Origin of the sequence: Neisseria gonorrhoeae, from assembly GCF_003315235.1 — a bacterium.
Lineage (GTDB): Bacteria > Pseudomonadota > Gammaproteobacteria > Burkholderiales > Neisseriaceae > Neisseria > Neisseria gonorrhoeae.
This window is the reverse complement of record NZ_QNRU01000004.1, coordinates 60,133-76,662: the sequence shown is the minus strand read 5'-3', so window position 1 is coordinate 76,662 and position 16,530 is coordinate 60,133. Positions and strand designations below refer to the sequence as shown.

Sequence of the window (16,530 nt, the reverse complement as noted above, 5' to 3'; positions counted from 1 at the left end):
CCGACATAATTTATAGTGGATTAAATTTAAACCAGTACGGCGTTGCCTCGCCTTGCCGTACTATTTGTACTGTCTGCGGCTTCGTCGCCTTGTCCTGATTTTTGTTAATCCACTATATATTTTTCAATTATTTGCCGTTTTGGTGCGAACCGCTGCCTTTGCCCGTTTCAGACGGCATTGTCCGAAATGGTTGCCCGCTTCCTGCCTTATTGACAAAAAAACGCTTTCCCGATAATATCCTACGAAAATTAACCTGCCGATTTGACACAGCTTGCGGGCATAACAGCTAAAGCGTTCCGACAATTTCAGCTTTATCTTCCGCGCCCGTTGTGTCCGACATCGGGCTTTGTTGTATGGGAAAGACAATGATTATTTTGGACAAGGTTTCCAAGCATTACCAAACGCGCGACAAAACCCGTTTTGCCGCCGTCGAGCCGACCAGCCTCGAAATTCAAGACGGCGAAATCTTCGGGCTGATGGGCTATTCCGGCGCGGGCAAATCCACTTTGTTGCGCCTGATCAACCTGTTGGAACGCCCCGACACGGGCAAAGTCAACGTCTGCGGACAAGAACTGACCGCGCTCGATGCCGCCGCATTGCGTCAGGCGCGGCAGAATATCGGCATGGTGTTTCAGCAGTTCAACCTTTTAAGCAACCGCACCGTCGCCGGCAACGTTGCCTTTCCACTGGAAATCGCCGGATGGCCGTCTGAAAAAATCAAAGCGCGCGTTGCCGAGTGCCTCGAAATCGTCGGCTTGACCGAACGCGCCGGCCACTACCCCGCCCAGCTTTCAGGCGGGCAGAAACAACGCGTCGGAATCGCCCGCGCGCTCGCGCCCAAGCCGCAAGTCATCCTCGCCGACGAACCCACTTCCGCCCTCGACCCCGCCACCACGCGCAGTGTCTTGGAATGTTTGGAAGACATCAACAAACGCTTCAACGTTACCATCGTCATCGTAACCCACGAAATGAGCGTCATCAGACGATTGTGCGACCGCGCCGCCCTGTTGGATAAAGGGAAAGTGGTGGAAATCGTCGAAGTACGCGGCAACCAAATCCACGCTCAATCCGAAATCGGGCGCGAACTGATTCGGGAGGACTGATATGGCAGACTTAACATTCGAACAAGCCGTTTCCACCATCGTCGGCATGAAAGACGAAATCGTCCGCGCCTTGGGCGAAACTTTCGTGATGGTCGGCTTGTCCACCACATTCGCCGTCATCTTCGGCACGCTCTTGGGCGTGTTGCTCTTCGTAACTTCCAGCCGCCAACTGCATTACAACAAGCCGGTGAACTTCCTGCTCGACAACCTCGTCAACCTCATGCGCGCCTTCCCCTTCGTCATCCTGATGATTGCGATGATACCCGCCACACGCGCCATCGTCGGCAGCACCATCGGCCCGGTTGCCGCCTCGCTGGTGTTGAGCGTGTCGGGATTGTTTTATTTTGCCCGACTGGTGGAACAAAACCTGCGCGAAGTCCCAAAAGGTGTGATTGAAGCCGCCGCCGCGATGGGTGCGCCGCCGATTGCCATCGTCCTCAAAGTCCTCTTGAACGAAGCGCGCGCGGGCATGGTTTCCAGCATTACCGTGCTTGCCATCGGGCTTTTGTCATACAGCGCGGCGGCAGGCATGATAGGCGGCGGCGGCTTGGGCGACCTCGCCATCCGCTACGGCTACTACCGCTACCAAACCGAAGTCATCGTCTTCATCGTCGCCCTCCTCGTGCTGCTGGTCATCCTGATTCAAAGCACCGGCAACGCGTTGGCGCGGAAACTCGACAAACGTTAAACCCGAATGCCGTCTGAACGCCAAAAACCCCGCCGCTATCCGAAAAATGCTATAAAATCCCCCTGTTCGCGGCAAATGCCGTCTGAACGCCGAATCCGGACGGCAGGACTCCCTGCCTGTCATTTTTGTTTGAAACCGCCACAACATCAGGAGAAAATATGAAAACCTTCTTCAAAACCCTTTCCGCCGCCGCACTCGCGCTCATCCTCGCAGCCTGCGGCGGTCAAAAAGACAGCGCGCCCGCAGCCTCTGCCGCCGCCCCTTCTGCCGATAACGGCGCGGCGAAAAAAGAAATCGTCTTCGGCACGACCGTCGGCGACTTCGGCGATATGGTCAAAGAACAAATCCAAGCCGAGCTGGAGAAAAAAGGCTACACCGTCAAATTGGTCGAATTTACCGACTATGTGCGCCCGAATCTGGCATTGGCGGAGGGCGAGTTGGACATCAACGTCTTCCAACACAAACCCTATCTTGACGATTTCAAAAAAGAACACAACCTGGACATCACCGAAGCCTTCCAAGTGCCGACCGCGCCTTTGGGACTGTATCCGGGCAAACTGAAATCGCTGGAAGAAGTCAAAGACGGCAGCACCGTATCCGCGCCCAACGACCCGTCCAACTTCGCACGCGCCTTGGTGATGCTGAACGAACTGGGTTGGATCAAACTCAAAGACGGCATCAATCCGCTGACCGCATCCAAAGCCGACATCGCGGAAAACCTGAAAAACATCAAAATCGTCGAGCTTGAAGCCGCACAACTGCCGCGCAGCCGCGCCGACGTGGATTTTGCCGTCGTCAACGGCAACTACGCCATAAGCAGCGGCATGAAGCTGACCGAAGCCCTGTTCCAAGAGCCGAGCTTTGCCTATGTCAACTGGTCTGCCGTCAAAACCGCCGACAAAGACAGCCAATGGCTTAAAGACGTAACCGAGGCCTATAACTCCGACGCGTTCAAAGCCTACGCGCACAAACGCTTCGAGGGCTACAAATACCCTGCCGCATGGAATGAAGGCGCAGCCAAATAAGGCAGTCGTATAAAATGATGCCGTCTGAACCGCATTCCGTGTTCAGACGGCATTTTTGTCCTTTAATCCGCCATTCCCTGCCATTCCGCCAAATCCGGCGTATCGATTCCGAACAGCGACAGCGTGTGTGCGATACTGTGCGCCACTATGTCGTCCGCCGTCTGCGGCTTGCGGTACATCGCAGGAACAGGGGGAAACACCACGCCGCCCATTTCCGTTACCCGCTTCATATTGTCCAAATGGGCAAGGTTCAGCGGCGTTTCGCGCACCATCAGCACCAGCCGCCGCCTTTCCTTCAAAACCACATCCGCCGCACGCGTCAAGAGATTGTCGCCGAAGCCGTGCGCGACAGAGGCAAGCGTCCGCATCGAACAGGGTGCGACCAGCATCCCGTCCGTTTTAAACGTACCGCTGGCAATGCACGCCCCGATATTGCCGATCGGATGGACGAAATCAGCCAAGGCATATACTTCGTCTTTCGTATAATCCGTTTCCGAAGCGCGCGCCATCTCCGCGCCTTTCGATACCACAAGGTGCGTTTCGACATCTTGCGCGCGCAAAAGTTCCAAAGCCTTCACGCCGTATTGGAAACCGCTCGCCCCGCTGATGCCGATTATCAAACGCCGTACCATCATCCGCCTTTCCCATAAAACCGCCTGCAACGGCAAACCGGCTATTATAGTGAAAAAACAGAAATCCGATAAACACGGATACAAATTGTCGGCAACACCCAATATCCGATAAAATACCCGATTTAACATCCTATCTGAATAGGCACGGGAGGGCGGTATGGCAAAAGTAAAAGGCGGATTGGGGCGCGGCTTGGATTCGCTGCTCGCCAACGGTGCGGACAACAGCAGCGGCGACCGGCTGACTGCGGTTGCGGTTAAAGATATCCGGCCCGGCCGCTATCAGGCGCGCGTCCAAATCGATGACGAAGCCTTGCAGGAACTGGCAGATTCGATTAAGGCGCAAGGCGTGATACAGCCCGTCATCGTGCGCGAACACGGACTGTCCCGATACGAACTGATTGCAGGCGAACGCCGTTGGCGCGCCGCTCAGATTGCCGGCCTGTCCGAAATCCCCGCCGTTATCAAAACCATCAGCGACGAAACCGCATTGGCAATGGGTTTGATCGAAAACCTCCAGCGCGAAAACCTCAACCCCATCGAAGAAGCACAAGGCTTGAAACGCCTTGCCGACGAGTTCGGGCTGACCCACGAAACCATCGCCCAAGCCGTCGGCAAAAGCCGAAGCGCGATTTCCAACAGCCTGCGCCTTTTAAGCCTGCCCGAATCCGTGCAGGAAATGCTTTACCAACGCCGCCTCGAAATGGGGCACGCCCGCGCACTGCTGACCCTGCCCGTCGTCGAACAGCTCGAATTGGCGCAAAAGGCCGTCAAAAACGGCTGGTCGGTGCGCGAAGTCGAACGCCGCAGCCAGGCCGCCCTTCAAAACAAACGTCCCGAGCCAAAAAAAACTGCCGCCGCCGACATCGGCCGCCTGAATGATTTGCTGACTGAAAAATTGGGTGTCAACGCCGAAATCAAGACCGCCAACCATAAAAAAGGCAAAATCATCCTGCATTTCGACACGCCCGAAACCTTCGACCATATCTTGAAGCAGTTGGGCATAGATTACCGGCCTTAATTTTGCGGGATATGCCGTTTGAAATATAGAGAATAGCTTTCCAGATTTTAAGTGGGAAATATAATTCTATTGACATTTTTTCTGCTTCGCGTAAGAATCGTTTTCCTGTTTTCATTTTTAATTTTCGAGGAAATTATGAACACACGCATCAACTTTACCGCAACTGTGGGTAAGCGCGTGAGCCAATGCTATGTTACCAGTGTAATCAGCACAATCGGCGTTACCACTTCCGATGCAATTTGTTCGGGAGGCGGAACGAACAAAGCCAAAAGTCAATGCAATGCTTTGCTTAAAGCGGCAGGCCGCTGCTAATCCTTTATTCGGAAAAGGTCGTCTGAAAATATTTTCAGACGACCTTTTATTTATTGAGCAAACTCCCCAAACTGCCGACAATCCGACCGATAAACTACTACAATTTCGCGTTGATTTTTTATTATTTCCACGTAAAGCAAACAAATCACGTAAGAACATTAAAAGTGTAAAGAAATTGCGGACAAACTCCTTAATATCCTGTAATCATATGTAATATGTGTTAGAATAGCGGAGTTGGATTTTGGGGAGTCGCTCGTCTGTATCGGCGGCGAGTTTCACAAAGATTAACATATTGCTTGACGTAATAAGGCTTCTAAATTATATTAGCCGCGCCCCAAACCTGAGGCGGAAACATTCCCTTTATGAAGCAGATTATCATCCTACAATCCGCCGTATTGTCCATATGCGCCGCAGTTGCCTTTGCCGTATGGGGTTTTGCCGGATTCCTTTCGGCGGTCGGGGGCGGTTTGTCCTACCTGCTTCCCACGTTTGTTGCAGTTTTACTTCTAAAACTTTTCAGGGGAAACCCCTTCCTGCAAAGCAGGATGTTCGTCTTCGGAGAGATTTTAAAAGTAGTGCTGTCGCTGTTGTCCATGCTTGCCGTATTTGCAATATGGCATCAATCGCTGGTGTTCGTCCCGTTTTTGATGGGGCTGCTCGGTGTCAGCCATCTGGTTTTTTTAGTATTGTTGAGAGTGAAAGATTATGGCAGGTGAAACCATTACCGCTGCCGACTACATCAAGCACCACTTGCAGAGCTTGACCAGTTTGTCGGATGTTACTCAGGGTCAGGGACTGAAAAACATTGCTGATTTTTCGTTTATTAACCTTGATGCCGTTTTTTTTGCCGTCCTGTTGGGCGTAATCGGCAGCTTCCTGTTGTGGCGCGGTGCAAAAAAAGCAACGGCAGGCGTTCCCGGACGTTTCCAGGCCGCCGTGGAAATCTTGTTCGAGTTTGTGGACGATATGTGTAAGAGCATCATTCACAGCGAAAAGTCTAGAAAAGCCGTCGCGCCGTTGGGTCTGACGCTGTTTGTTTGGATTTTCCTGATGAACGCGATGGATATGCTGCCGGTCGATTTGCTGCCGATGGTATGGCAGGGCATTACCGGCAACCATCACGCCCTGCTGCGCATCGTACCGACTGCCGATTTGAACACCGCTTTGGCACTCGCTGTCGGCGTGTTGCTGATTTGTATCTATTACAACATCAAAATCAAAGGATTGGGCGGCTGGTTTCACGAGTTGTTCAGTGCGCCGTTCGGTGCAAAACTCGCACCTGCGAACTTTCTGTTGAACTTGGTCGAGTTTCTTTCTAAAACCGTATCCCACGGTATGCGGTTGTTCGGCAATATGTATGCGGGCGAGCTGGTATTCCTGCTGATAGCCTTGCTTGGCGGTGCTTGGGCGGCTTCCGGCAGCGTTGAAGTCATGGATCCGATTCTGTTTGTATTCCACATTATTGCCGGTTTGGCATGGGCGATTTTCCATATTTTGGTGATTACCCTGCAGGCATTTATTTTCATGGCGTTGGCGTTCGTCTATATCGGGCAGGCGCACGATGCCCACTGATTTTCCCAAGTAGTTTGTTTTTGTAGTTTAACCTTTGTTTCTTTAAGGAGTTTAAAATGGGTTTGATTGCTATCGCATGTGGTTTGATCGTTGCATTGGGTGCATTGGGTGCATCTATCGGTATCGCAATGGTCGGTTCTAAATATTTGGAGTCTTCTGCTCGCCAACCTGAACTGATTGGTCCGCTGCAAACCAAACTGTTCCTGATTGCCGGTCTGATTGATGCCGCATTCTTGATCGGTGTCGCCATTGCACTACTGTTCGCCTTCGTCAACCCGTTTGCAGGTGCATAATCAGGACGGATTCGTCCGTTCGTACAGGTGCAGCCTGTTTGATTAACCCCAATACGAAGGTTAAGTAACGTGAATATCAATGCAACATTATTCGCTCAAATCATCGTCTTTTTCGGTTTGGTATGGTTTACCATGAAATTTGTGTGGCCGCCGATTGCAAAAGCTTTGGATGAGCGTGCCGCAAAAATCGCCGAGGGCTTGGCTGCCGCCGAGCGTGGTAAAAGCGATTTCGAGCAGGCTGAAAAAAAGGTTGCAGAACTTTTGGCAGAAGGGCGTAATCAGGTTTCCGAAATGGTTGCCAACGCCGAAAAACGTGCCGCCAAAATTGTCGAAGAAGCCAAAGAACAGGCTTCTTCCGAGGCGGCGCGCATTGCAGCTCAGGCAAAGGCCGATGTGGAGCAGGAATTGTTCCGCGCACGCGAATCCCTGCGCGATCAGGTTGCCGTGTTGGCTGTCAAAGGTGCCGAATCTATTTTGCGCAGCGAAGTCGATGCTTCCAAACACGCAAAACTGCTCGATACCCTGAAACAGGAGTTGTAATCTTATGGCAGAGTTCGCAACGATCGCCAGACCTTATGCAAAGGCATTGTTCGGTCTGGCTCAGGAAAAAAACCAAATTGAGTCTTGGTTGGGCGGACTGGAAAAACTTGCGGCGGTTGTTCAGGAAGGGAAGGTGGCTTCATTGATTGACCGTCCTGAAACGAATGCTTCAGAAAAAGCAGATATCCTCATCGATTTGGTCGGTTTGAAAGACAAGGAGTTAAAAAACTTTGTTATCGTCTTGGCCGGGCAGAAACGTTTGTCGATATTGCCGGAAGTGTATGCTCAATATCAAGACTTGACCTTATCATTCAACCATATCAAATCTGCCGTCATTTACAGTGCCTATCCGTTGACCGACAAACAGGTCGGCGAGTTGGCGCAAATGCTGAATAAGCGTTTCGACAGCGAGCTGAAAATCTCTGTCGAAATCGAACCGGAGCTGATTGGCGGCATAAAAGTTGAAGTGGGTGATCAGGTTTTGGATTTGTCTGTACAAGGCAAACTGAGTGCTTTGTACACGACTATGACGAATTAGGAGAGTTTTCATGCAGCTTAATCCTGCTGAAATTAGCGATCTGATTAAAGCCAAGATCGAAAATCTGTCTGTAAATGCCGAAGTGAGTACCCGTGGTACGGTGATTTCGGTAACTGACGGTATCGTTCGCATCCATGGTTTGTCAGATGCAATGCAAGGTGAGATGCTCGAATTCCCGGGTAACACTTTAGGCTTGGCGATGAACCTGGAGCGCGACTCCGTCGGTGCCGTAGTGTTGGGCGAGTACGAACATATTAAAGAAGGCGACACGGTTACCTGTACCGGCCGTATTTTAGAAGTGCCGGTCGGACGCGAATTGGTCGGACGCGTCGTCGATGCATTGGGTCGGCCTATCGACGGCAAAGGCCCGATTAATACAACTTTGACCGCCCCTGTCGAAAAAATCGCACCGGGCGTGATTGCACGCAAATCGGTTGATCAGCCGATGCAAACCGGTCTGAAGGCGATTGACTCTATGATTCCTGTCGGTCGCGGTCAGCGTGAGTTGATTATTGGAGACCGTCAGACAGGTAAAACGGCCGTAGCATTGGATGCCATCGTCAACCAAAAAGGTACGGGTGTTATCTGTATCTATGTCGCTATCGGTCAAAAAGCATCTTCTATTGCCAACGTGGTCCGCAAATTGGAAGAGCATGGCGCGATGGAACACACGATTGTGGTTGCTGCAACTGCATCTGAAGCGGCGGCATTGCAATATATCGCACCTTATTCAGGTTGTACGATGGGTGAATTCTTCCGCGATCGTGGCGAAGATGCCTTGATTGTTTATGACGATTTGTCCAAACAGGCTGTGGCTTACCGTCAAATTTCCCTGCTTTTGCGCCGTCCGCCCGGCCGCGAAGCCTATCCCGGCGATGTGTTCTACCTGCACTCCCGTCTGTTGGAACGTGCGGCACGTGTCAATGAACACGAAGTGGAGAAATTGACCAACGGCGAAGTAAAAGGCAAAACCGGTTCTCTGACCGCGTTGCCGATTATCGAAACCCAAGCGGGCGACGTATCTGCTTTCGTTCCGACTAACGTCATTTCGATTACCGACGGTCAGATTTTCTTGGAAACCGACCTCTTCAACGCCGGTATCCGTCCTGCAATCAATGCCGGTATTTCCGTATCCCGCGTAGGCGGTGCTGCACAAACCAAAGTGATTAAAAAGCTGGGTGGCGGTATCCGTTTGGCGTTGGCACAATATCGTGAATTGGCGGCGTTCTCGCAATTTGCATCCGATTTGGATGAAGCTACGCGCAAACAGTTGGAGCATGGCGAAGTCGTAACCGAACTGATGAAACAGAAACAGTTCAGTACGTTGAATACGGCTGAAATGGCTTTGACCCTTTGGGCAATCAACAACGGTTCGTATTCTGATGTTCCGGTTGCCAAAGCTCTAGCTTTTGAATCTGAATTTTTGAGCTTTGTCCGTACCCAACATCCGGAAGTTTTGGAAGCCGTCAATGCTTCAGGTGCAATGTCCGACGAGAGCGAGAAAACGCTTGAAGCAGCCATGAAATCCTTCAAATCTTCTTACGCCTATCAGGCATAAGGCTTGAAGTGAAAGGAGTCTGAAATGGCAGTAGGAAAAGAGATTCTCACCAAAATCCGCAGTGTTCAGAATACCCAAAAGATCACTAAAGCGATGCAAATGGTGTCAACCTCTAAAATGCGGAAGACTCAGGAACGGATGCGTTTGGCGCGTCCGTATGCCGAAAAAGTGCGTATGGTGATGAGCCATCTTGCGCAAACCAATACCGATCATGGTATTCCGTTACTGGAATCTCATCGGGAAATCAGACGTGTCGGTTTTATTTTGATTACGTCTGATAAGGGTTTGTGTGGCGGTTTGAACGCCAACGTGCTGAAAAAGTTTTTGGCACAAGTTCAAGAGTATCGGAATCAAGGTATTGAAGAGGAAATCGTATGCCTTGGCAGTAAAGGTCTGATGGCGTGTCAGAGCATTGGTCTGAATGTGGTTGCCAGTGCCGTAAATTTGGGCGATACCCCAAAAATGGAAATGCTGCTCGGACCTTTGACAGAACTTTTCCAACGGTATGAGAAACATGAAATTGACAGAATCCATCTGGTGTATTCGGGTTTTGTCAATACCATGCGTCAAGAACCGAGGATGGAAGTATTGCTGCCTATCGGTGAGAACGTGATTGGCGATTCAGCTCCCAAATCACCGTTCAGCTGGGAATACCGCTACGAACCGACTGCACTTGCAGTGTTGGAATATCTGGTTCGCCGCTATTTAGAGTCTGTGGTTTATCAGGCGTTGAGCGACAATATGGCATCCGAACAGGCAGCCCGCATGGTTGCCATGAAAGCTGCAACAGACAATGCAGGCAATGCCATCAAAGAGTTGCGTCTGGTATATAACAAATCGCGTCAAGCTGCGATTACCACGGAATTGTCAGAAATTGTAGCAGGTGCGGCGGCCGTCTGATGCCGTCTGAATCCTGTACGGAAATTAGGATACGATAATGAGCCAAGGCAAAATCGTACAAATTATCGGTGCGGTTGTTGACGTGGAATTTCCACGCGACATGATTCCGCGCGTTTACGACGCTTTGAAATTAGACGAAAACGGTCTGACTTTGGAAGTCCAACAGCTTTTGGGTGATGGCGTAGTCCGTACCATCGCTATGGGCAGCTCGGACGGTTTGAAACGCGGCATGACTGTGAGCAATACTGGTTCGCCCATTACTGTGCCGGTAGGTAAAGGTACGTTGGGACGCATTGTCGATGTATTGGGAACGCCTGTTGACGAGGCAGGTCCAATTGATACCGACAAGAGTCGTGCCATCCACCAAGCCGCTCCTAAGTTTGACGAACTGTCTTCCACAACCGAATTGCTTGAAACGGGCATTAAAGTGATTGACTTGCTGTGTCCGTTTGCCAAAGGCGGTAAAGTAGGTCTGTTCGGCGGTGCCGGTGTGGGTAAAACCGTGAACATGATGGAATTGATCAACAACATCGCCAAAGCGCACAGCGGCTTGTCCGTGTTCTCAGGCGTAGGTGAGCGTACCCGCGAAGGTAACGACTTCTACCACGAGATGAAAGATTCCAACGTATTGGATAAAGTAGCCATGGTGTATGGCCAAATGAACGAACCTCCAGGCAACCGTCTGCGCGTTGCTTTGACCGGTTTGACTATGGCTGAATACTTCCGTGACGAAAAAGACGAAAACGGTAAAGGTCGTGACGTATTGTTCTTCGTTGACAACATCTACCGTTACACTCTGGCCGGTACCGAAGTATCCGCACTGTTGGGCCGTATGCCTTCTGCAGTGGGTTACCAACCGACATTGGCTGAAGAAATGGGTCGTTTGCAAGAGCGTATTACCTCTACCCAAACCGGTTCCATTACTTCCATCCAAGCCGTATATGTACCTGCGGATGACTTGACTGACCCGTCTCCGGCGACAACTTTCGCCCACTTGGACGCGACCGTCGTATTGAGCCGTGATATTGCCTCTTTGGGTATTTACCCGGCAGTTGACCCGCTTGACTCTACTTCGCGCCAATTGGATCCGATGGTATTGGGTCAAGAGCACTACGACGTAGCGCGCGGTGTACAGTCTACTCTGCAAAAATACAAAGAATTGCGCGACATCATCGCCATTCTGGGTATGGACGAATTGTCTGACGAAGACAAACTGGCTGTAATGCGTGCCCGTAAAATCCAACGCTTCCTGTCTCAACCGTTCCACGTTGCCGAAGTGTTTACAGGTTCTCCAGGCAAATATGTCGCCCTGCGCGATACCATTGCCGGCTTCAAAGCCATCTTGAACGGCGAATACGATCATCTGCCCGAACAGGCATTCTATATGGTCGGCAGCATCGAAGAAGCGGTTGAGAAAGCGAAAACCTTAAACTGAGGAGGTCGGCATGAGCATCATGCAAGTTGAGGTGGTAAGTGGCGAGCAGAAAATCTATTCAGGCGAGGCAACATTTATCGTTGTTCCGACTGTACAGGGCGAACTCGGTATTTATCCGCGACACGAGCCGATTATGAGTTTGGTGCGTCCCGGTGCGTTGCGTTTGACCGTTCCGGGCGAGGATAAAGAGGTTTTGGTTGCTGTTTCCGGCGGTATTTTGGAAGTACAGCCTGATAAAGTAACTGTCTTGGCGGATGTTGCCGTCCGCAGTGCGGAAATGGATCGGGCACGTGCGGAAGAGGCGAAAAAAGCCGCAGAAGCGGGCATTTCCCAAGCTAAAGACGATAAGGCTTTGGCGGAAGCACATAAAGCATTGGCTGCCGCAATTGCACAGCTCAAAACTTTGGACTATATCCGTTCGCACAAGAAATAAACTTGTTTGGTTTGAAAAAGCACGACCGTTTGGCCGTGCTTTTTATTTTCCGGATTTAAATTAAAAAATTATCCATCCCCTGGTTTCAAATCAGGCTGTCTTCGAGATAAATCTATTCAAGCGGCTATGGAAACAGTAAAATAAAACCTTTATTTTATCGAACAATAAGCCATGCTTACCTTCCAACAAATCATCTTCAAACTGCAAACCTTCTGGGCAGACAAAGGCTGCACCGTCATCCAACCCTTCGACATGGAAGTCGGTGCCGGCACATCCCATCCCGCCACCTGCCTGCGCGCGCTCGGCCCCGAGCCTTGGTTTGCCGCCTACGTCCAACCCAGCCGCCGCCCCAAAGACGGCCGCTACGGCGACAACCCCAACCGCCTGCAACACTATTACCAATTCCAAGTCGCCCTCAAACCCGCCCCCGCCAATATCCAAGACCTCTATCTCGACTCCCTGCGCGAATTGGGCATCGATCCCAAAGTCCACGACATCCGCTTTGTCGAAGACGACTGGGAAAACCCCACCCTCGGTGCGTGGGGTTTGGGCTGGGAAGTCTGGCTCAACGGCATGGAAGTAACCCAGTTTACCTATTTCCAACAAGTCGGCGGTATCGATTGCACGCCCGTACTCGGCGAAATTACCTACGGCATCGAACGCTTGGCGATGTACCTGCAAGGCGTGGAAAACGTCTATGACCTCGTTTGGGCAAAAACGCCGGACGGCAATACCGTAAGCTACGGCGACGTGTACCATCAAAACGAAGTCGAGCAATCTACCTACAACTTCGAATACAGCGATGCCGACTGGCTGCTGCGCCAGTTCAACGACTACGAAGCGCAAGCCAAACGCCTGTTCGCCGAAGAAAACGCCGGCCTTGCCTTACCTGCCTACGAGCTGGTCCTCAAAGCGGGGCATACGTTCAACCTTTTAGACGCACGCGGCGCGATTTCCGTAACCGAGCGGGCAACTTATATTGGACGTATTCGTGCATTGAGCCGCGCCGTGGCGCAAAAATATATCGAAAGCCGTGAGAAACTGGGCTTCCCGTTGATTAAAAAATAACGATACGTCGTCTGAAACAGGTTTTCAGGCGACCTTTATTGCGTATCCATTAATACAGGCCGTACGGCATATGCAGGCTTTATAAGCATGGCCTACGGACAAACAGAAAGTCTCACATGACAACCCAAACCCTTTTAATCGAACTCCTTACCGAAGAACTCCCGCCAAAAGCCCTGAATAATCTGGGCAACCATTTTGCCGCTTCCGTTGCCGAAGGCTTGGAAAAAGCGCAACTGGTTGACGGCGCGGCCGAATTTACGGCTTATGCCTCGCCGCGCCGTTTGGCGGTTCAAGTCAAAAACGTGAAGGCCGTTCAAGCCGATCAGAAAATCGTGAAAAAAGGCCCTGCCGTGGCGAATGCCGTAAAAGACGGTACGCCGACCAAGGCTTTGGAAGGTTTTGCGCGCGGGGCGGGGGCGAAAATCGAAGACCTGACCATCATCCACGACGGCAGGCAGGACGTGTACGCCTACGAATACGTCCAAACCGGCAGACCGTTGGGCGGACTTTTGGAAAACATTATCAATCAAGCTGTTAAGAAGCTGCCGATTCCGAAAGTAATGCGTTGGGGCAGCAGCACGTTTACCTTCGTGCGCCCTGTTCACGGGCTGATTGTGCTGCACGGCGGCGATGTCGTGAACGTCAGCGTTTTGGGCCTGCAAAGCGGCAATCAAACCTTGGGACACCGCTTTCTTTCCGACGGCGAAATCATCATTGAAAACGCCGACAGCTACGCCGCACAAATGCGCGGGCAAGGCAAAGTCGTCGCTTCGTTTGCCGGGCGCAAAGCCGCGATTCAGACGGCATTGGAAGGGCAGGCACGCCGTCTGAACGCGACCGTTGCCGCCGATGAAGCCCTGTTGGACGAAGTAACCGCACTGGTCGAATGGCCTGTGGTATTGGAAGCCGGTTTTGAGGAACACTTCCTCGCCGTGCCTCAAGAATGCTTGATTTTGACGATGCAGCAAAACCAAAAATACTTCCCGCTGCTCGACCAAAACGGCAAGCTGATGAACCGCTTCCTGCTGGTTTCCAACCTGCAAACCGAAGACCCGTCGCACATCATCCGAGGCAACGAACGCGTATTGCGCGCGCGCCTGTCTGATGCCGAGTTCTTCTACAAACAAGACCAAAAAGCGACCTTGGAAAGCCGCCTGCCCAAGCTGGCAAACGTGGTGTACCACAACAAAATCGGTTCGCAGGCCGAACGCATCGAGCGTCTGCAAAGCATCGCCGCCCACATCGCCAAAGCATTGGGCGCGGATGCCGCGGCAGCCGAGCGCGCCGCGCGTCTTGCCAAAGCCGACTTGGTAACTGAAATGGTCGGCGAGTTCCCCGAACTGCAAGGCACGATGGGCAAATACTACGCCCGCTTGGACGGCGAAACCGAAGAAATCGCCGAAGCTATTGAGCAACACTACCAACCGCGTTTTGCCGGCGACAAGCTGCCCGAAAGCAAAATTGCCGCCGCCGTGGCACTTGCCGACAAACTGGAAACCCTGGTCGGCATTTGGGGCATCGGTTTGATTCCTACCGGCGACAAAGACCCCTACGCCCTGCGCCGCGCCGCCTTGGGTATTTTGCGGATGCTGATGCAGTACGGTTTGGACGTGAACGAACTGATTCAGACGGCATTCGACAGCTTCCCGCAAGGTTTGCTCAACGAGAAAACGCCGTCTGAAACCGCCGACTTTATGCAGGCGCGCCTTGCCGTGTTGCTGCAAAACGATTATCCGCAAGACATCGTTGCCGCCGTACTCGCCAAACAGCCGCGCCGTTTGGACGATTTGACCGCCAAACTGCAGGCCGTCGCCGTATTCAAACAACTGCCCGAAGCCGCCGCGCTCGCCGCCGCCAACAAACGCGTGCAAAACCTGCTGAAAAAAGCCGATGCCGCGTTGGGCGAAGTCAATGAAAGCCTGCTGCAACAGGACGAAGAAAAAGCCCTGTACGCTGCCGCGCAAGGTTTGCAGCCGAAAATTGCCGCCGCCGTCGCCGAAGGCAATTTCCAAACTGCTTTGTCCGAACTGGCTTCCGTCAAGCCGCAGGTTGATGCCTTCTTCGACGGCGTGATGGTGATGGCGGAAGATGCCGCCGTAAAACAAAACCGCCTGAACCTGCTGAACCGCTTGGCAGAGCAGATGAACGCGGTGGCCGACATCGCGCTTTTGGGCGAGTAACCGTTGTACAGTCCAAATGCCGTCTGAAGCCTTCAGGCGGCATCAAATTATCGGGAGAGTAAATTGCAGCCTTTAGTCAGCGTATTGATTTGCGCCTACAACGTAGAAAAATATTTTGCCCAATCATTAGCCGCCGTCGTGAATCAGACTTGGCGCAACTTGGATATTTTGATTGTCGATGACGGCTCGACAGACGGCACACTTGCCATTGCCAAGGATTTTCAAAAGCGCGACAGCCGTATCAAAATCCTTGCACAAGCTCAAAATTCCGGCCTGATTCCCTCTTTAAACATCGGGCTGGACGAATTGGCAAAGTCGGGGGGGGGGTATATTGCGCGCACCGATGCCGACGATATTGCCGCCCCCGGCTGGATTGAGAAAATCGTGGGCGAGATGGAAAAAGACCGCAGCATCATTGCGATGGGCGCGTGGCTGGAAGTTTTGTCGGAAGAAAAGGACGGCAACCGGCTGGCGCGGCACCACAAACACGGCAAAATTTGGAAAAAGCCGACCCGGCACGAAGACATCGCCGCCTTTTTCCCTTTCGGCAACCCCATACACAACAACACGATGATTATGCGGCGCAGCGTCATTGACGGCGGTTTGCGTTACGACACCGAGCGGGATTGGGCGGAAGATTACCAATTTTGGTACGATGTCAGCAAATTGGGCAGGCTGGCTTATTATCCCGAAGCCTTGGTCAAATACCGCCTTCACGCCAATCAGGTTTCATCCAAACACAGCGTCCGCCAACACGAAATCGCGCAAGGCATCCAAAAAACCGCCAGAAACGATTTTTTGCAGTCTATGGGTTTTAAAACCCGGTTCGACAGCCTAGAATACCGCCAAACAAAAGCAGCGGCGTACGAATTGCCGGAGAAGGATTTGCCGGAAGAAGATTTTGAACGCGCCCGCCGGTTTTTGTACCAATGCTTCAAACGGACGGACACGCCGCCCTCCGGCGCGTGGCTGGATTTCGCGGCAGACGGCAGGATGAGGCGGCTGTTTACCTTGAGGCAATACTTCGGCATTTTGTACCGGCTGATTAAAAACCGCCGGCAGGCGCGGTCGGATTCGGCAGGGAAAGAACAGGAGATTTAATGCAAAACCACGTTATCAGCTTGGCTTCCGCCGCAGAACGCAGGGCGCACATTGCCGATACCTTCGGCAGTCGCGGCATCCCGTTCCAGTTTTTCGACGCACTGATGCCGTCTGAAAGGCTGGAACGGGCGATG

At 52.1% G+C, this 16,530-nt stretch carries 19 protein-coding genes; 18 read left to right on the top strand and 1 reads right to left on the bottom strand.

Features of this window, described 5'->3' with window-relative positions; all coding sequences use genetic code 11:
• Positions 1–365 precede the first annotated feature (365 nt).
• The 3 genes from DFR77_RS03385 to DFR77_RS03375 all read left to right on the top strand — a co-directional run bounded on the left by DFR77_RS03385 (position 366) and on the right by DFR77_RS03375 (position 2,816).
• Positions 366–1,103, top strand: a complete 738-nt coding sequence (locus tag DFR77_RS03385) for a methionine ABC transporter ATP-binding protein (RefSeq protein WP_003687134.1) — start codon at positions 366–368, stop codon at positions 1,101–1,103.
• A gap of 1 nt (position 1,104) precedes the next feature.
• Positions 1,105–1,791, top strand: coding sequence for a methionine ABC transporter permease (locus DFR77_RS03380; protein WP_003692419.1), 687 nt, complete (start codon positions 1,105–1,107; stop codon positions 1,789–1,791).
• A 158-nt stretch (positions 1,792–1,949) separates the two neighbouring features.
• Positions 1,950–2,816 (top strand): MetQ/NlpA family ABC transporter substrate-binding protein, encoded by an 867-nt coding sequence (locus DFR77_RS03375; protein ID WP_003687141.1) that lies wholly within the window; start codon positions 1,950–1,952, stop codon positions 2,814–2,816.
• Between the two features lie 62 nt (positions 2,817–2,878).
• On the opposite strand, the gene DFR77_RS03370 is transcribed toward DFR77_RS03375, so the two are convergent.
• Positions 2,879–3,448 carry a UbiX family flavin prenyltransferase gene (locus DFR77_RS03370; RefSeq protein WP_020996754.1) on the bottom strand — a complete coding sequence of 190 codons (570 nt, stop codon included), beginning with the start codon at positions 3,446–3,448 and terminating at the stop codon, positions 2,879–2,881.
• Between the two features lie 157 nt (positions 3,449–3,605).
• On the opposite strand from DFR77_RS03370, the gene DFR77_RS03360 reads away from it, so the two are divergent.
• The 15 genes from DFR77_RS03360 to DFR77_RS03285 all read left to right on the top strand — a co-directional run.
• Positions 3,606–4,466, top strand: a complete 861-nt coding sequence (locus tag DFR77_RS03360) for a ParB/RepB/Spo0J family partition protein (RefSeq protein ID WP_003687145.1) — start codon at positions 3,606–3,608, stop codon at positions 4,464–4,466.
• Positions 4,467–4,601: 135 nt separating this feature from the next.
• Entirely contained in the window at positions 4,602–4,778 is a 177-nt protein-coding gene (locus tag DFR77_RS03355) for a hypothetical protein (RefSeq protein ID WP_003696565.1), read from the top strand.
• Between the two features lie 362 nt (positions 4,779–5,140).
• On the top strand, positions 5,141–5,494 hold the full coding sequence (locus DFR77_RS03345) for an ATP synthase subunit I (protein WP_003690443.1): 354 nt from the start codon (positions 5,141–5,143) through the stop codon (positions 5,492–5,494).
• Complete coding sequence (gene atpB, locus DFR77_RS03340) at positions 5,484–6,350, top strand: F0F1 ATP synthase subunit A (protein ID WP_003690445.1); 867 nt, start codon at positions 5,484–5,486, stop codon at positions 6,348–6,350. Before DFR77_RS03345 ends, atpB begins: the two co-directional genes overlap by 11 nt.
• 56 nt (positions 6,351–6,406) lie before the next feature.
• Positions 6,407–6,643, top strand: coding sequence for a F0F1 ATP synthase subunit C (gene atpE / locus DFR77_RS03335; protein ID WP_002214801.1), 237 nt, complete (start codon positions 6,407–6,409; stop codon positions 6,641–6,643).
• A gap of 69 nt (positions 6,644–6,712) precedes the next feature.
• Positions 6,713–7,183 carry a F0F1 ATP synthase subunit B gene (locus DFR77_RS03330; protein WP_003687152.1) on the top strand — a complete coding sequence of 157 codons (471 nt, stop codon included), beginning with the start codon at positions 6,713–6,715 and terminating at the stop codon, positions 7,181–7,183.
• Between the two features lie 4 nt (positions 7,184–7,187).
• On the top strand, positions 7,188–7,721 hold the full coding sequence (locus DFR77_RS03325) for a F0F1 ATP synthase subunit delta (RefSeq protein ID WP_002214793.1): 534 nt from the start codon (positions 7,188–7,190) through the stop codon (positions 7,719–7,721).
• Positions 7,722–7,731: 10 nt separating this feature from the next.
• On the top strand, positions 7,732–9,279 hold the full coding sequence (gene atpA, locus DFR77_RS03320) for a F0F1 ATP synthase subunit alpha (protein WP_003687154.1): 1,548 nt from the start codon (positions 7,732–7,734) through the stop codon (positions 9,277–9,279).
• A gap of 24 nt (positions 9,280–9,303) precedes the next feature.
• Positions 9,304–10,179 (top strand): F0F1 ATP synthase subunit gamma, encoded by an 876-nt coding sequence (gene atpG / locus DFR77_RS03315; protein ID WP_002218049.1) that lies wholly within the window; start codon positions 9,304–9,306, stop codon positions 10,177–10,179.
• Between the two features lie 37 nt (positions 10,180–10,216).
• Positions 10,217–11,614, top strand: coding sequence for a F0F1 ATP synthase subunit beta (atpD, locus tag DFR77_RS03310; RefSeq protein ID WP_003690451.1), 1,398 nt, complete (start codon positions 10,217–10,219; stop codon positions 11,612–11,614).
• A gap of 10 nt (positions 11,615–11,624) precedes the next feature.
• The gene (locus tag DFR77_RS03305) at positions 11,625–12,047 is read left to right on the top strand and encodes a F0F1 ATP synthase subunit epsilon (RefSeq protein WP_003687159.1); all 423 of its coding nucleotides are present in this window, start codon (positions 11,625–11,627) and stop codon (positions 12,045–12,047) included.
• Between the two features lie 171 nt (positions 12,048–12,218).
• Positions 12,219–13,115 carry a glycine--tRNA ligase subunit alpha gene (gene glyQ / locus DFR77_RS03300; protein ID WP_003692424.1) on the top strand — a complete coding sequence of 299 codons (897 nt, stop codon included), beginning with the start codon at positions 12,219–12,221 and terminating at the stop codon, positions 13,113–13,115.
• A 116-nt stretch (positions 13,116–13,231) separates the two neighbouring features.
• Complete coding sequence (gene glyS / locus DFR77_RS03295) at positions 13,232–15,295, top strand: glycine--tRNA ligase subunit beta (protein ID WP_113852037.1); 2,064 nt, start codon at positions 13,232–13,234, stop codon at positions 15,293–15,295.
• 63 nt (positions 15,296–15,358) lie between these two features.
• Positions 15,359–16,396, top strand: coding sequence for a glycosyltransferase family 2 protein (locus tag DFR77_RS03290; protein ID WP_082281781.1), 1,038 nt, complete (start codon positions 15,359–15,361; stop codon positions 16,394–16,396).
• The coding region (locus tag DFR77_RS03285; RefSeq protein WP_146778608.1) for a glycosyltransferase family 25 protein at positions 16,396–16,530 on the top strand (135 nt) is incomplete at its 3' end. The genes DFR77_RS03290 and DFR77_RS03285, both read left to right, overlap by 1 nt.

What these genes read in the sequence shown, in the direction of transcription:
- DFR77_RS03385 (WP_003687134.1), top strand. Translation starts at nt 366, where the DNA reads ATGATTATTTTGGACAAGGTTTCCAAGCATTACCAAACGCGCGACAAA.
- DFR77_RS03380 (WP_003692419.1), top strand. Translation starts at nt 1,105, where the DNA reads ATGGCAGACTTAACATTCGAACAAGCCGTTTCCACCATCGTCGGCATG.
- DFR77_RS03375 (WP_003687141.1), top strand. Translation starts at nt 1,950, where the DNA reads ATGAAAACCTTCTTCAAAACCCTTTCCGCCGCCGCACTCGCGCTCATC.
- DFR77_RS03370 (WP_020996754.1), bottom strand. Translation starts at nt 3,448, where the DNA reads ATGGTACGGCGTTTGATAATCGGCATCAGCGGGGCGAGCGGTTTCCAA.
- DFR77_RS03360 (WP_003687145.1), top strand. Translation starts at nt 3,606, where the DNA reads ATGGCAAAAGTAAAAGGCGGATTGGGGCGCGGCTTGGATTCGCTGCTC.
- DFR77_RS03355 (WP_003696565.1), top strand. Translation starts at nt 4,602, where the DNA reads ATGAACACACGCATCAACTTTACCGCAACTGTGGGTAAGCGCGTGAGC.
- DFR77_RS03345 (WP_003690443.1), top strand. Translation starts at nt 5,141, where the DNA reads ATGAAGCAGATTATCATCCTACAATCCGCCGTATTGTCCATATGCGCC.
- atpB (WP_003690445.1), top strand. Translation starts at nt 5,484, where the DNA reads ATGGCAGGTGAAACCATTACCGCTGCCGACTACATCAAGCACCACTTG.
- atpE (WP_002214801.1), top strand. Translation starts at nt 6,407, where the DNA reads ATGGGTTTGATTGCTATCGCATGTGGTTTGATCGTTGCATTGGGTGCA.
- DFR77_RS03325 (WP_002214793.1), top strand. Translation starts at nt 7,188, where the DNA reads ATGGCAGAGTTCGCAACGATCGCCAGACCTTATGCAAAGGCATTGTTC.
- atpA (WP_003687154.1), top strand. Translation starts at nt 7,732, where the DNA reads ATGCAGCTTAATCCTGCTGAAATTAGCGATCTGATTAAAGCCAAGATC.
- atpG (WP_002218049.1), top strand. Translation starts at nt 9,304, where the DNA reads ATGGCAGTAGGAAAAGAGATTCTCACCAAAATCCGCAGTGTTCAGAAT.
- atpD (WP_003690451.1), top strand. Translation starts at nt 10,217, where the DNA reads ATGAGCCAAGGCAAAATCGTACAAATTATCGGTGCGGTTGTTGACGTG.
- DFR77_RS03305 (WP_003687159.1), top strand. Translation starts at nt 11,625, where the DNA reads ATGAGCATCATGCAAGTTGAGGTGGTAAGTGGCGAGCAGAAAATCTAT.
- glyQ (WP_003692424.1), top strand. Translation starts at nt 12,219, where the DNA reads ATGCTTACCTTCCAACAAATCATCTTCAAACTGCAAACCTTCTGGGCA.
- glyS (WP_113852037.1), top strand. Translation starts at nt 13,232, where the DNA reads ATGACAACCCAAACCCTTTTAATCGAACTCCTTACCGAAGAACTCCCG.